At 46.4% G+C, this 16,334-nt stretch carries 6 protein-coding genes; 5 read left to right on the top strand and 1 reads right to left on the bottom strand.

Going from position 1 to position 16,334, the window contains the following annotated elements; translation table 11 throughout:
* The first annotated feature begins 4 nt into the window (after positions 1-4).
* Both GC130_RS27515 and GC130_RS27510 read left to right on the top strand, forming a co-directional pair.
* Complete coding sequence (locus GC130_RS27515) at positions 5-4,357, top strand: CusA/CzcA family heavy metal efflux RND transporter (RefSeq protein WP_152001581.1); 4,353 nt, start codon at positions 5-7, stop codon at positions 4,355-4,357.
* 9 nt (positions 4,358-4,366) lie between these two features.
* Entirely contained in the window at positions 4,367-5,518 is a 1,152-nt protein-coding gene (locus GC130_RS27510) for an efflux RND transporter periplasmic adaptor subunit (RefSeq protein WP_152001580.1), read from the top strand.
* Between the two features lie 71 nt (positions 5,519-5,589).
* Here GC130_RS27510 and GC130_RS27505 read toward each other — a convergent pair whose 3' ends face one another.
* Entirely contained in the window at positions 5,590-7,206 is a 1,617-nt protein-coding gene (locus GC130_RS27505; RefSeq protein WP_152001579.1) for an aminopeptidase P family protein, read from the bottom strand.
* Positions 7,207-7,396: 190 nt separating this feature from the next.
* Here GC130_RS27505 and GC130_RS27500 point away from each other — a divergent pair, with 190 nt between their 5' ends.
* The 3 genes from GC130_RS27500 to GC130_RS27490 form a co-directional block, all read left to right on the top strand.
* Positions 7,397-7,675: a T9SS type A sorting domain-containing protein gene (locus GC130_RS27500; protein ID WP_152001578.1), complete on the top strand. Its 279-nt coding sequence runs from the start codon at positions 7,397-7,399 to the stop codon at positions 7,673-7,675.
* 510 nt (positions 7,676-8,185) lie between these two features.
* A complete protein-coding gene (locus GC130_RS27495) occupies positions 8,186-12,625 on the top strand; it encodes a T9SS type A sorting domain-containing protein (protein ID WP_193218042.1) in 4,440 nt (1,479 codons plus the stop codon).
* A 211-nt stretch (positions 12,626-12,836) separates the two neighbouring features.
* On the top strand, positions 12,837-16,334 hold a 3,498-nt coding region (locus GC130_RS27490; RefSeq protein WP_226940630.1), incomplete at its 3' end, for a hypothetical protein.

The following is a 16,334-nucleotide window of genomic DNA, read 5'->3' as shown; positions in this document are numbered from 1 at the left end:
ATAAATGGTCGATTCAATCATTCGATTCAGCATACGCAATAAGCTGATCGTTGTGCTGTTTTCATTAGCCATTATAGGCGTTGGCCTGTTTTCGCTAAGTCAAATTCCCCTCGGGGCCGTGCCTGACATCACGAACAATCAGGTGCAGGTAATTACGGTTTCGAGAAACCTCGCCACCCAGGACGTGGAGCAATTCATTACGTACCCGGTAGAGCTGGAAATGGCCAATCTTCCGGGTGTGCAGGAAATCCGCTCGATTTCCAAGTTTGGGCTTTCCGTCGTCACCATTGTGTTCGACGAAGACTTGGGCACCTATTTGCCTCGTCAGCTTATTGCGGAAAAAATCAAGAAGGCCCAGGAGTCCATCCCAGCGGGGTTCGGCACTCCGGAAATGGGCCCTATTACTACCGGCCTTGGCGAAATTTACCAGTATATACTGGATGTGAAGCCCGGTTATGAAGGCAAATACTCCACCACTGAACTTCGCACAATTCAGGACTGGATCGTCAAACGCTATTTGTCGGGGATACCGGGCGTGGTGGAAGTAAACACCTGGGGTGGCTTTCTTAAACAATACGAAGTCGCCGTGGATCCTACATTGCTGAATGCAACGGGCGTTACCATCAAAGAAGTATTTGATGCGCTAGAGGCAAGCAACGACGTAACAGGTGGCGCATATATAGAGAAGGCCTCCCAGAGTTACTTCATTAGAGGAGAGGGTCAGATCAAGTCTCTGGAGGAGCTTGGCAGTGTGGTGATTGGCAACAGAGATGGCATTCCCATCCTCATCAGGCAAATTGGGGAAGTCAGGTTTGGTACCGCCGTTCGCTTTGGTGCCATTACCGCCAACGGGCAGGGTGAAAAAGTAATGGGCCAGGTGATGATGCTCAAGGGGGCCAATAGTAGCCAGGTAATCAATGCTGTGAAGGATCGGGTAAGTGAAATAGGAGAGTTTCTACCCGAAGGTGTGTACATCAACCCTTTTCTGGAAAGAACAGAATTGATAGAAAAGACCACCAGCACAGTAGCTGAAAACCTTATTTTGGGAGCGCTCATAGTCATCTTCGTGCTGGTTCTTCTGCTTGGCAACTTCCGCTCGGGCATGATAGTCGCCTCGGTTATTCCATTGAGCCTTTTGTTCGGCATCACCCTTATGAACTACTTCGGAGTATCGGCCAACCTCATGAGTTTGGGCGCCATCGACTTCGGTATTATCATCGATGGGGCGGTCATCATTGTAGAATATACGGTGCACCAGATCTCTGCCAGGGCAAACGGGCTTCTCAAGCTATCAGACGAAGAACGAACAGCCGAAATGGATGCTCTCACTGCGACAAGTGCTTCCACGATGATGCGATCCGCCATTTTCGGTCAGGTCATCATCCTGATTGTTTTCATACCTATCCTTTCGCTTTCAGGTATTGAAGGAAAAATGTTTAAGCCAATGGCCTTGTCATTCAGCTTTGCGCTCATAGGTGCCATGATCCTTTGCCTGACCTATGTGCCAGCCATGTCGGCTTACTTTCTTAAGCCCAAAAAAGCAAAGACCTCAAAAAGCGGATTTTCTGACGCTTTGATTGGAAAAATACAAAACCTGTATCTGCCTACCATCCGCTTCGCTTTGAGGTTCAAAGCGTTGGTTATTGGTGCTGCAATCACCATGCTGGCAGCTAGCGTATTCCTATTCACTCAGCTTGGTGGCGAGTTCATTCCAACACTCGATGAAGGTGATTACGTGATACAGCCCATTCTCAAGCCGGGTACCTCTTTGTCGGAAACGGTGGACATCAGCACTAAGCTCGAAAGGATTCTGCTGCAGAATTTTCCAGAGGTGAGTCAGGTGATCACCCGAATTGGGGCAGCGGAAGTTCCTACCGATCCGATGTCGATGGAAATGACGGATGTGATTGTGCGACTGAAGCCTAAGTCAGAATGGGTCTCTGCTGCCTCAAAAGATGAGCTTGCCGATAAAATGAAAGTGGCAATGTCCGCTCTCCCTGGTATTGGTTTTGAGTTTACTCAGCCTATCGAAATGAGGTTCAACGAGCTTGTTACTGGTGTAAGAGCAGATGTAGCCATCAAAATCTTCGGCGAAAACCTCGATACACTCTTCAACATGGGCAACAGAGTAAAGTCGCTTATTCAGCATGTGGAAGGAGCGGCTGATGTAAGTGTGGAGCAAATAGCCGGCTTGCCTCAAATGTCGGTAACGTACGACCGACACAAGTTGGCGTCTTATGGACTTATGGTAAAAGACGTGAATAGGGTGATCAGAATGGCTTTTGCCGGAGAGGCCACCGGTGTTGTTTTTGAAGGAGAGAAGCGCTTCGACCTGGTAGTGAGAACCTTGCTGAAGAATAGAAGCGATATTCAGGATCTCAGCAATCTGTTCATTGCCCTTCCGGGCGGAGGCCAGGTTCCTTTACGGGAAGTGGCCAGCATCACCTACGAAGCAGGCCCAGCCCAAATTTCAAGAGATGATACCCGGCGAAGGATCGTGGTTAGCATCAACGTGCGAAACAGAGACATGGAGTCGTTGGTGCAAGAAATGCAACAGATTATCAACACCAGCCTCAAAGTGCCTGTCGGCTACTATATCACCTATGGGGGGCAGTTTGAAAACCTTCAAAATGCGAAAAAAAGGCTGATGGTGGCTGTGCCAGTAGCATTGTTCCTGATCTTCATCATGCTCTATTTTACCTTTGGGGCCGTCAGTGAGGCATTACTTGTTTTCTCAGCCATTCCATTGGCCGCTATAGGTGGCGTCATCGCTTTAACTATCCGAGGCATGCCCTTCAGTATCTCTGCTGGCGTTGGGTTTATTGCGCTTTTTGGTATCGCCGTGTTAAATGGCATCGTACTGATTGAATTCTTCAATGAATTAAAGCACAAAGGAATTAACGACATCCACAAAAGAGTGATTATGGGCACAAAAATGAGACTGCGCCCCGTGTTGCTAACGGCGTCGGCGGCAGCACTGGGCTTCTTCCCTATGGCCTTTTCAGGATCAGCTGGGGCAGAAGTACAGCGGCCATTGGCGACCGTTGTTATCGGGGGTCTGGTGTCGGCCACGTTCCTCACGCTGGTGGTGCTGCCAGTACTGTACACATTGCTGGAAACTGGCTTTTTCAAATGGCCAGGTAAAAAGGCGACAATGCTGATGCTGTTGTTGGGCAGTAGCCTTGCTATCAACGCTCAAAATGCTCCATCCATCTTGACGCTTGACAAAGCCATTGAGATGGCCCTGGAAAACAACCAGGGCATTAATGCGGCACAAACAACCTTGCAAGGTGTGGAGAAGCTGGAGAAGACTGCTTTCGACCCCGGCCCCACTCATATCTATTATGGCTACGATCAAAACAATATAGCGCCCAACGGCTTTCCGTTGAGGGTGCTTGGCGTGCAGCAGCAAATCGCCTGGCCGGGCCTCTACACTGCGTCCAAAAAAGCCCTGGTTAACCAAACCGACATTGCTGCTTCCCAGCTTGATATTGCCAAACGACAGCTCAGCAAAGACGTCGCTATTCTCTATCTCGGCATGGCCCGATCAAAAGAGAAGTTGGAGCATTGGCAGGTGCTGGATAGCTTGTACGCTGCCATGAACCAGGTTGTGGTACGGCGGGCAGAGGTGGGTGACGCCACCAAACTTGAGCTTATACAGTCTAAATCGAAAGCCAGCGAAGTGCATGCAGCGCTGGCACAATCGCAATTGGAAGTGGCACATTACCGGGAGCGGCTCAAGGGCATCCTGCAAAGTGAAGATTCTATCGTGCTCCCCTCCAGGGCTCTTAGCCACACCGATGTTTTGGCAAAAAACACCTCTATTGAGGCTTCCCAGGACGATCCAAAATATCAGGAGCTGGTAAAAAAAGAAGCCAGCAGCCTTTCACTCAAAAGAGTGGAAGAATCAAGGCTGGCACCTACCTTTCAGGCCCAGTATTTCAAAGGCTTTGGGCAGGGGGAAAACGCTGCCAATTTTGATGGCTACCAGTTCGGGATTGGCATTCCATTGCTGGGGCTGTCACAAGTGAGGCGAGTGCAGGCCAGTAAGCTGTATGCGGAAGCCGCAGGTGAGCAGCTAGACAATTATGAGCGGCGAAGGGAAGCCGAATGGGCGGGCTTGCAGGCCAACCGGCTAAAGTTTGAGGAAATGGTTGCCTATTACCAAACTGAGGGGCTGAAAATGGCCGAAGAGCTTATATCAATGGCCAACAGGTCATACACCGCAGGAGAAATAGACTTATACCAATTGCTGTTGAATTTCGAAACTGCCAGACAAATCAGGCTAAGCTCTATCGACCAACTGCATCAGCTTAAGCTGGCAGAGGTCAACATTGCATTCTTTTTAATTGATTAATCCAGACACATGAAAACTTATCAAATATATATTTTAGGTCTAGCACTTCTGGCTGCTCTCCAGGGCTGCACCAACCAGGCAGAGCCGCTTGCTGAGAGTCAGCAAGCCCAAAAAACTGCTGATGGCCTGACACTGTCGGCCCAGCAGCTTGCAAAAATCGGTCTCCAGTCCAAAACAATAGAGCAGCGAACGATCACAACCTCTGTGTCCGCAAATGGCTTGCTCGATGTTCCAACGCAGCACATGGCTTCTGTTACCACGTTTTTGGGTAGCTATGTAAAATCAGCCGACAAACACATTGGTGAAAAAGTAAAGAAAGGAGAAGTGCTGGCCGTTATGGAAGGGCCGGAATTTGTTGATCTGCAACAGCAGTATCTTGAGCACAGGAGCCAACTGGCAGTGCTAAAGTCCGAGTTTGAAAGACAAAGTAACCTGGCGGCTGACTCTATTACATCAAAGAAGAATCTGCAACTCGCTCAGGCGGTGTATGAACAAACGGCCTCCTCAGTTGAAGCGTTGCAACAAAAGCTCAGCTTTCTGCATGTAAACATGACCACGCTCGACAAAGGGACTATTGCCAGGTCATTCACTATCCGTGCGCCAATGGACGGCTACCTGACGGAAGTATCTGCAAAAATCGGGAGCTACATAACGCCCGGGCAATCCCTTATGGAAATAGTGGACCTCACTCACATACATGCCGAGCTCAGCGTTTATGAATCGGAGGCAATGAATGTAAAAGAGGGACAAAAAATGGAGATCATGCTGCCGTCGATGCCTGGCGAGGTGCTGGAAGCTGACATCTACCTGATCGACAAGGCTTTCGACGACAACACCAGGGCGGTCAAAGTGCATGGCCACTTCGAAGAGGAGAATATCCCTTTCATCATGGGCATGTACGTGGAAGGGGAAATTATAACAGGAGAAGCCACCGGCTATGCAGTGCCGGCCATTGCAGCTGTGTTTGCTGACAACAACAGGTACGTCTTCCTGGAAAAAGCCTCTGGTGATGGCGCTGCGTTTATGGCTATCGACGTTACCGAAGCGGCTGAAATGGATGGGTGGATTTTACTTCCCGAAGGTAAAATACCCGAAGGCTTTGACAAGGTGGTAACGAAAGGCGCTGGTTACTTACTTGCCCAGTGGATGATGGCCGAGTAAAAACATCTTTCAAGATTTTTCTCCGAGTCAATACACTTTATTTTCTGACTCGGAGAAAACTATTGAATAAACTATTTTTTCAAATCAGGTAGTTTATAATTAGAGAAAATACTCTCTTTCGCCATCAACTTTTCTATCTCATCAGGTGTCCTTGGAGCACGGGTACTCAGCAGCTCGTAACCATCTTTTGTGATCAAAATATCGTCTTCAATTCTCACTGCAATCCCCCACCACTTTTTGTCACAGGGACTACCCTCGGGAATGTAGATCCCGGGCTCAACAGTGAGTACCATATTCTCCTTGAATTCCTGGTAGTTCCCCCTGTCGTGCACATCCAAACCAATGTGATGCGACACCCCATGCGGGAAGTAATTGTGCTGTGTATCCGCTGACTCAATAACACCAAGCTCTGCAAGCCCCTGGTTGATCACTTCCCTGCAAACGAGGGTATTGTCTGATATCTTATTGCCTGGTTTTGACCTTGCAAAAGCAGCTTCCTGGGCCTTCAGCACCAATTCGTAGATGGCTCGCTGCTCTTTGGTAAACTTACCACTGGCCGGAATGGTGCGGGTAATGTCGGCTGTGTAGCCCCGGTACTGCGCCCCAAGATCCATGAGCACCAGATCGCTTTTGATGTCCATCTTATTGTTGCTGATATAGTGAAGTGTGCAGCCATTGTTGCCGGCCCCAACAATCGACGGGTAGCCCAGGTCTTCGGCCCCATATTTCTTGAAAACGAACTCATGGATGCCCTGCACCTCCGATTCGGACATGCCAGGCCGCATAGCCTTATACACTTCTGCCTGCGCCACGCAACTCACGTCGACAGCCATCCTCAGCAAAGCGACCTCTTCGTCGGTCTTCACTTCTCTTAAATCGGTTAAGTACTTCTCCAACGAAGTACCATCCAGCTTTTGCTTTGGCTCAGGAAGTTTCTCAATCATCAGCTTCCTTTGCTCGGGCGACTTGGCTTCTAAAACAGCCCTGATTTGCTCATTTGAGGCAAAATCTGGAAAGCTATTCACCAGCTGTCTCAAAATCTGGGCCGCCTGCGGGTTCTTCAGAAACTCCTCCGACTTGACATAGTCATACATTTTGTACTTGTCGGCATTGAAGTCGACCGGGTAATCGACCTTGTTTTTGAACTGTAGCAGAAGGCTGTAAAGATCGGCCTCATCACCAGTGGCGTCCCTTACATCGGAGGGTAAATTGAGGAACATGATCTTGTCAAACACGGAGAAGTCCATGTTAAAATTTTTGAACACGGTAGCGTCGTAAGCAGCCTCAAAGCCAAGCTCCTTCTTAGCCCCCTCCACACCCAATCTGGCACCGTTGTACATCTCCTTTCGGGCCTCTCTTTGTTGTGTAAATAGCACTTCCGAGAATATATTTCCTTGACTATCTTTTTTATTTTCTTTAAATATAAGCACCAATGAATGCGGCTCCTGGTAGCCAGTTAAATAATAAAAATCAGGATCCTGGTGATAAACATACTCCACATCGTTGGCCCGATTTCGAACCGGATTGGCAAACATTACGGCCACTGAATTTGGTGGCATCTTTTCACGCAGCGCCTGCCGGCGTTCTTTGTGAAAATCCTTGCCGAGGTAGTCGGTGGGGTATTGGGCCAGCAGCTGGCCTGAGAAAATGGCCAGGAAGAAAAACAGGTACATCGAAAGTTTTTTCATGGAGTTGGATTTTGCGAGAAAGCACAAAATAAGCAGAGGATTGATGCGGTGAAATGAATATTTGAGGAATAGAGGAAATGGACAGGAAATTATTGCCAGCCATTTGACAGCCCATGAAGTATAAATTACTGCCAGACAAGCGGGAAACGCCAATTACCTGACCGCAGATGATGTAAGGCATACGCTGATAGTGGCGCCGGCCGTAACAGGTGTTGGAGACAACTTAGCTGATAAAGTGCAGGTGTACCCCAATCCGGCGCAGAGCTATATTGAGGTTATGCTGCCTGACAATATTACCAAAGCCAGCTACAGACTTACACAAATAAGCGGGCAAGTAGTGAAGTATGGTGACATGCAACTGAACGGGGGCAAAACGAAGATCACCGTCGAAGATATTGGCCCCGGCGTTTACCTGCTCGACATCAGCGGTGTGCGTTACACTGAAGTCTTCCGGGTAATTAAAAACTAAAACCGCACAACAACATAATTGAGTAAAAAAGGGCTAGGGAACTGGCCCTTTTTTACTGGACTTAGTTTGCAAAAAATAAGAGAAGATCCTGAAATTGTCCTGCAAAAGCCATGGAAGTGACAAGGCATTTGCGCAAACTCAAATAATTAATATTCCAGGGCAATACAGCATAGCACATAACCCCAAAGCCTTCTGTGCAATAAATGGTTTCTCATAACTTTTGTAAAGGCCAAGCTTAAATAAAAGAGCTCATAGTTCTCGACACTGAGCTTACATATTTTAGAAAAAAACTTTGCCCATCAAAAACTAAATTCTATTTTGCTCAGCTTATTTCCATTTTAAAGTCCTTTTAAATAAAATGTCACAGCGTGGAATAGGCTTCTGAGCGCATTTTTTAGTCAAGGATATGTGTCTCATCAGTTTATAAAATTAGCCGTCTACTAACCTAAATCTAATAACTCGTGTATAGCCTTTATGAAATTCATCATGCACACGAAAAACAAGCCTAAAATGACACATTCTTTTACATCAATAAGCCTTCAAGTTGGCTTTCAAGGTATTTTGCTGACGGCCTTACTCCTGTTCGTAGTCTCACTCGAAGGAATTTCGCAACCTGAACTTACCAGAATTGAAACGCCAAATTCCGGCACGGGTGATGGCCCCTACTTTTATTCTTTGGCAGACTTGAACGGCAAGGCCTATTACCCTCATAACTCTACAATCATCGAAGTGGATGAGGGCCTGAACAGAACTGAAATTACCCCTGTAAGTGGCGACGGGTATTCAAACACCATTAACTATATAGCCCCCCTTGGCGATAAATTGTTTATTGACAGGTTCTACTTTTATTCCTATGCGGGAGAGCCTGCGTTGGTAGATCCAGCGGATGGGTCTGTCACTTTTATAAAAGACATTAACCCATCGGGCTATGCCTATACATATGATGTGTTTAGCGCTGGGGATAAAGTTTATTTCAGGTCATATGATGGTAACGGGTATGACATTTGGGTAACTGATGGAACAGAAAGTGGAACTTTTAAAATTATTAGTGGCAGCTATTCCAGTATCAAATATTTTTCAAACGGAAACCTTACATTCATTTCACTAAACAACAATCAGGTATGGGCCACTGATGGCACTCTTGACGGGACGAAAAAAATCTCCAACGATGGTGTTTATACCTATTATATGACGGGTGCTTCTACTGAGAACTATTTCTATTACACGATTAGAGGATCCAATAACCTTTACCAAATATTTAAGTCGGATGGAACACCAGAGGGGACCAATATGATTGCGCAAAGCGAATCTTTCAACATCTCATACGTATTTGACATCGATGGAGAAGTATATTATTCTACATATTCAGATGGCACTATCAACTTTAACAGATACAGAGAAGCGCAAAATCAGTCTGTAACGGTTGCAAGTCATCCTTATGCTATTTCATTTTTTGCTTCAAATGGGTCTGATGCATATTTTATAGACTCAGTCTCCCCTTACAGGATCTGGAAACTTGACGTTTCAAGCGGTAGTGCTGAAATGATAGTGACTTTTGCAAACAATCAATACTACCAGGGTTCTTTGAATGGCTTTGCCGGTGATAAGTTAGTCTTTGCTATATATTCTCCAGATACGGGAAACGAACTTTGGGTGACCGATGGAACTGAAAGCGGAACGGGACTTTTAAAAGATATCTATCCTGGCCCCTTTTCTTCATTGTATAACACAAACAGGCTCTTTGAAAGCAACGTGCTAGGTAAGATTTTTTTTCGAGCCAGAAATCCTGAAACGGGTCAGGAAGTTTGGGTGAGCGACGGAACTAGCTCGGGCACCAGTCTATTGGAAGATACCAACACAGCTCTGCAAAGCATTTCCATGTTCAAGATGATAGCGACGGAGGATAAGCTGTATGCTCAAACTTCCTATTACGGCAATGGGGTTCCTAATCTCTATCAATTAAGCCCTGGGGAGGCGCAACTAACGAGCCCGCTGGAGGGAGAAGAGGTAACTTTTGAGACTCAAGGAGGAATAGCAGATCTTAACAACGATATATACTTTTATGGCTCCCAATTAAATAATGATGGATCCTTTCAGCAAGGGCTCACCAAATTGGCAGGTGATGGAACCATTAGCCAGGTAAAGGACGATATATACCTTTATACCTATGGCCTGACGAAGGTTAATGGCAAATTATTCTTTGCCGGATATGGTGAAGGTTATGAGCTTTGGGTGTCCGAAGACGGAACTTCCGATGGCACCTATCAAGTAGCCAATATTGCCCCCGGGTACGGCAGCTCAGTTGAAACGAACAGTTCCAAAGACTTGCCTATTACCTTCTTTAAAAATAAGTACTTTTTCGCCGCAAACGATAATACATCGGGAAGAGAGCTATGGATAACTGACCTGACCGAGGAGGGCACCACATTGTTTTTTGATCTGGAGCCGGGAAGTGACGGCTCATACCCGGAAAACTTCTTCGTCGCCGGCGACAGGCTCTACTTTACGGCGGAGACAAATGGCTCCACTCAGTTGTGGGTGACAGATGGGACTCCTCAAAACACCAGGGTTATTGAAACAGTTAATGCCGTATCGTTTTTTCATGTAGGTAATGAAGTATATTTTCTCGAAGACTACGACTATCGATACTATGCTTTATGGAAAACTGATGGCACAGCAGACGGCACTGAGGAAATTCTGGATTTAGGCTATTCGTATTATTCGATACCTGCCATTCAATCTGACAGAGGCCTTCTCTACGTAGATTATAACAATTCTACAGGCTACTACGATTACTACTTTATAGATAATGAGGGATTGCAGACTACACTTAAAACTGGCGGTGCGCAAGCATACGGCTTTTTTGCAAAAGGTAATTATATCTACTACAACTATGGGTTTTCTTTTTTCTACATGACAAATGGGTCTGATATCGATGAAGAAGTAATAAACCTTTACGACGAAGCATTTCTGACCCCCTATGCTGATGTCAAAAATTTTACTGCTTTCGGAGATGATCTTGTTTTCAACTCATATGACTATTCCGACTATGTCATCTCACTATGGAAACTCAGCCTTTTCAAACCTGTCGCCACAGTTATTTACGATTCCGACCCGCTTGAATCTGAAGAAACCATCAACTTTGGCACCCTTTCTGAAGGAAACCAGTCTGGCATTGAGACCGTCACCATAGAAAACGGGGGCTTTGTGGACTGGTCATTTCCTCAAGGAAGTACGTTGGCTGTGATGGGAGATGCTGCTAAAGATTTCATCATCGTGTCGGGCAGCCTACCGTCTATGCTCAGGCCCGGTGAAAGCTTTGATATCGATATCCGGTTTAAACCGACGACCGGTGATGTAAGGGAAGCCTATATAGAACTGCCAGCCCTGGTTGGTTCTGGTTCGCCGGGTATTGTCAACCTGGAAGGGGTGGGTACAGATTTTGAACAGACTATCAAGCTACAAGTCCCTTCAAAAATACTGTATAAGAACACTCCGATCGCCTTAGACATCGAAGCGACATCCGGGCTTCCTGTCACTCTCTCCTCGTCTGACAAAACAGTGGCTGAATTTGTAGATGGAAACCTAGTTACTAAGAAGTTTGGCACCATTACAATCACCGCTACGCAGGGCGGCAATGCATACTTCCATGCCGCCGACCCTGCTACAAAAGAAGTAGATATTGTCGTTGGTGGGCAAAGCATTGCCTTCAATAGCGCTAACACGTATCGCATTGATGATGACCCCTTTGAGTTAAGCGCCACCAGCACCTCGGGAAACCCGGTGACATTTGCCAGTGGAGATGCTACGGTTCTTTCTATATCCGGAACCACAGCCACTATCCTTAAGGCTGGTGTAGTGTCGGTTACCGCATCAGTAGCTGGAAATGACTACTTTGATGCTGCCAGTCAGGCATTTAGCATTACCATTAAAAAAGCGCCCCAAACTATATCCTTTGAGTCCCTGGCACCTACGACATTTGGCTCGGCAGTCGAATTAACGGCAACAGGAGGCGCCTCCGGCCAGCCTGTGGTGTTTACTTCATCCAATGAAAGTGTGGCTACCATTGCTGGCAATACAGTGACCATCGTCAAGTCGGGAAATGTCAATATTACGGCCTCCCAGGCTGGCAACGACAACTACGATGCTGCCACCTCAGTGACCAGGCTGCTTACCATATCTAAAGGTGTTCAAACCATAACCTTTGAAGCGCCGGAGGGCAAAACGTTTGGAGCCGAAGCGTTTGACCTGGCAGCCACGGCAAGCTCAGGTTTGCCGGTGACTTTAACCAGCTCCAAGCCTGGCGTTGCTATGATCGAAGGATCGACTGTGACCATACTGGGTGCCGGAACCGTAACACTGAAAGCAAGCCAGCCCGGAAATGACAGCTATAGCTCGGCGGCTAGTGTCGAGCACGTGTTAACGATCAACAAAGCCGCTCAAACAATCACTTTTGATGTGCCTGATGTAGAGTCTGGCAATGGTGCTGTCGAACTTGTGGCCGAAGCCACCTCTGGCCTGGCAGTAACCTTTGTGTCGAGCAATCCTGATATTGCCAAAGTAACCGGAACTAGCCTTGAGGTGCTGGCAGCCGGCGAAGTAGAAATTACTGCCAGGCAAACTGGGAACGCCAATTACTTGGCCGCAGAGGATGTAAGCCATACGCTGGTAGTGACGCCGACCGTAACAGGTGTTGGTGACGACTTAGCTGATAAAGTACAGGTGTACCCGAATCCAGCGCAGAGCTATATTGAGGTTGAGCTGCCTGACAATATCACCAAAGCCAGCTATCGCCTTACGCAGATAAGTGGGCAAGTAGTGAAATATGGCGACTTGCAAATGAACCAGGCCAAAACGAAGATCATCGTCGAAGACATTGGCCCCGGCGTGTACCTGCTCAACATCAGCGGCGAGCGCTACACTGAAGTCTTCAGGGTAATTAAAAACTAAAACCACACAACAACATGATTGAGTAAAAAAGGGCAGGGAAACTGGCCCTTTTTTTATTGCAGGGATATCCAGAGGGGCTATAAAATGGACGGCGACCTCATAATTTCTATTATTTATCAACTTAAAACATTTCTTTTGTCACAATTAAGCGCTTATTTATAATGCACACCTAATTGTTGACACGATGTACCCAAATAACTCAGCCAGCTGCTTGAAAAGGTCGCTTAAATTAGTGTTTGCCATTTCTTTGTTTCTGGGCGGAAGCCATAAAGCTTTTGCTCAACCTCAGCCTGTACAGCTATTGCTGGAAAATCACCCAACTGCTTCAAGCGACCCACGAGACATGGTGGAAATCGATGGGATGCATTATTTCGTGGCTAACGACGATGAAATTTGGCAGACAGATGGAACACCTGAGGGGACATCTAGACTTGAATTTACTTTGCCTTCAGGCGGATGGCAGCAAGTAGGCGGTGGAATCAGAAGAATCAGGGCTATGTCGTCAGTAGATGGAAAGCTCCTTCTTTTTGGCTTCGACTTTATCGTGTTTGAATCAGACATCATCCTAGGTGATGAGCCAGCGATATTAGACTTGACTTCACTGACCATGAGTCCTTTAACAAATATTAACCAGGGCCAATGGGCTTCTTCACAATCAATACAGCCTATCTCCATCGGTGAAAAGGTCTTCTTTCTTGCCAACGATGGAATTCATGGTCAAGAAATTTGGGTAACTGACGGCACCGGTGAAGGTACAAACCTCCTTGTGGACATAAACCCCGGAGCTGTAGGAGTTTCCAACAACATCAAATTTTTGCCTATCGGAGACAACCTCTTCTTTTTCATCGACAACAAACAGTTTTGGAAAACTGATGGTACCCCTGATGGAACCACTCTAATAAAAGACTTTACCCCGTTCAACGCAATTGTAGGGTATTCCGATCGTGAGATTCATGTTGTTAGTAATGAGGTTTTTTTTATCGTTGGAAGTAGTGGTTACAGTATTTGGAAGACAGACGGCACACCAGATGGTACTGGGGTAGTAATTGAAAACCTGCAAAGCAGCAACCTAAGGACGCTGAACAATGAGCTATTATTCGTGCAAAGATGTAACACCACACAATCTTGCCTTTACAAGGTTAATACCATGACAGCCGAACTTGAATTGGTTGCAACAATTCCAATTCAGTACCTTCACAATATTTCAACCGAGGTTGACGGGAGCATATTCTTCGAGGGTGGGAATGAACTTTGGAAAACAGATGCTACCGAACCAGGTACAATAAAAATTGCTGACCTGGAAGCCAGTAACTCCTCTGGATACAACTGGAATTACGCTTTTGTCAACAACCGTTTTCTTTTTACATTTATTGGTAACGCATCTGGACACGAGATCTGGGTATCGGATGGAACAACTGAGGGCACGTCCATTTTGAGGGACTTTAACCCTGGTCTGGAAGCCAGCCGACCCGAGTTTTTATCTTCCTCAGAATCCTTCTCTTTCATTTCCCTAAACGATGGACAAAAAGGCAGAGAGCTTTGGGCCACCCAGGGCAGTCCCGAAACGACAATTTCTGTAGGGGATTTACGAACTGTCCCTGAAAGCTTGACGATTAAGGATGCTGAAACGGTCGGCAACGATCTCGTTCTGTATTTGGGAAGGGACTTCGATAATAACCAAGCCCCCAATCTAGTGAATGTAACGGATGAAAACACTTTAAAAGCCATTGGAAGAAATGGCTCATATACCTACCTCACTAACTATACTGCAAGCCTTGAGGTTCTAGGAGAATCCATAATTTTCAAAGCACATGAGGTCACAAACAACGCTATTCATACAAATCTTTTTCTTTTTAAAGACGGCACCCTTGAAAGCGTGGTCGAACTTTCCATCTCCCCAACTAATATTAGCATAGCGAATGGTGTCGCTTTTTTCTCGAACGATGAGGCCGCATATGGAGGTGAGTTGTGGATGAGTGATGGGACGATTGAGTCGGTAAAAATGATCAAGGATATTGCCAGTGGAACTTCATCAGGCACTTATGAAGGCAGTGGTTTAAGCGTTGAATACGTCCCTGGTACAGGCTACTTTTTTACAGCAAATGATCGTATACATGGGCCGGAACTTTGGAAAAGTGATCTTACAGACGAGGGAACCAGTATGCTGAAAGACATCAGGGTCGGCCCATGGGGTTCTCTTCCTTCAAACTTCTATGTATTCAAAGATATGCTGTTTTTTTTAACAGAAAAGGAGACAGCAGTACACGAGATTTGGGTTACTGATGGAACTGAAATCGGCACACAACGTCTTTTCGATCATTCCAATACAATTGGGGCTATTGAGTATCATACCTTGGGAGACTGGTTGTACTATGTTATCCGAAACAACAGTTTCTTCTACGAGCTCTGGAAAACAGATGGCACCTCAGAGGGCACGGAGCTAGTTGAAACTTTGGGACAGTTTTATATAGCCAATGAAGATCCATTTATACCGCTAAATGAAACTCTCATTTATATAAAGAAAAGTGAGGGCTATGGCTACGACTATTTTAGCTTATCAGCTGAAAGCAACGAACAAATATATCATTCAGAAACAGGCTATCTCGGAGGCTATACGGTAGTCGACGACTACCTATTGTTTTGGGAGGGGGACAACTTGCTTAATAGCACTATGCTTGGGACAGATGGCAGCGCAGAAGGTACTACACTTCTTTATGACCTAACTGAAAGTTCCGGTGTCAAGAGAATAGATAATCCATTCAACTTTAAGTCAGACCTTGTTTTTCAAGGGGAAAAAGACGGCATAACTTCAATTTACAGACTACCCATATTGCATTCTTCTGCCGAAGTAGAATACAAGGGAACGCAGCAGAGCTCAGGTTTCGAAATAAGCTTTGATGATGCTGTTTACAATCAACCCAGCGAAATAGAAGTGATAACCATCTCCAACATGGGCTACATCCCCCTAAAATTCACTGGCTCGTTCAAGTTTGACCTGGCAGGCGCTAATCCGGAAGATTTTGAGCTCGACCTTTCTTCGATTTCAGATAAAGTAAATCCAAATAGCTCTGGCGAAATTGGCATTACTTTTACGCCAAAAGGTGTAGGTTCTCGCTCTGCTGCTTTACTCATCTTGACCAATGATGAGAACGCTCCTTTAATTGAAATTGTGTTGACTGGTACTGGCACAAAAGCTGATCCCATAGTTTCCTTTGCCGACCTGCCAGTTAAATCTGTCGTCGCCGAGCCCTTCGACCTCGTGGCATCGGTTGATACGGATCAGGACATTTCCTTCTCTTCATCAAACCCGGAAATTGCCAGCACCGATGGGACGCTGGTGACAATTCACAAGGTGGGTGCGGTGACAATAACTGCCTCCGTCGAAGCAACAGACGTATACAACGCTGCATCTTTGGAACAAACGCTGACAATTGAGGGGCTGCCTCAAACAATTATTTTCGAACCTCTTCCTGAAAAAACCTATGGCGACGCACCCTTCGACCTCATGGCTTCAGTAGACACAGACCAGGAAATCTCCTTCTCATCCTCCAACCCCGAAGTAGCCAGCACCGAAGGAAAGACAGTAACAATACACAAAGCTGGCACCGTCACAGTAACCGCTTCGGTGGTGGCAACCGAACTGTACAACGCAGCGTCAAAACAACAGTCATTAACAATCAACGGAGTTGAACAAACCATCACCTTCGGT

This window comes from Imperialibacter sp. EC-SDR9, assembly GCF_902498805.1.
Lineage (GTDB): Bacteria > Bacteroidota > Bacteroidia > Cytophagales > Cyclobacteriaceae > Imperialibacter.
This window is presented reverse-complemented; position numbering and strand designations above follow the sequence as displayed.

Bases quoted from the DNA above. Each gene is read 5' to 3' on its own strand.
- GC130_RS27515 (WP_152001581.1), top strand. From the start codon at position 5: ATGGTCGATTCAATCATTCGATTCAGCATACGCAATAAGCTGATCGTT.
- GC130_RS27510 (WP_152001580.1), top strand. From the start codon at position 4,367: ATGAAAACTTATCAAATATATATTTTAGGTCTAGCACTTCTGGCTGCT.
- GC130_RS27505 (WP_152001579.1), bottom strand. From the start codon at position 7,206: ATGAAAAAACTTTCGATGTACCTGTTTTTCTTCCTGGCCATTTTCTCA.
- GC130_RS27495 (WP_193218042.1), top strand. From the start codon at position 8,186: ATGACACATTCTTTTACATCAATAAGCCTTCAAGTTGGCTTTCAAGGT.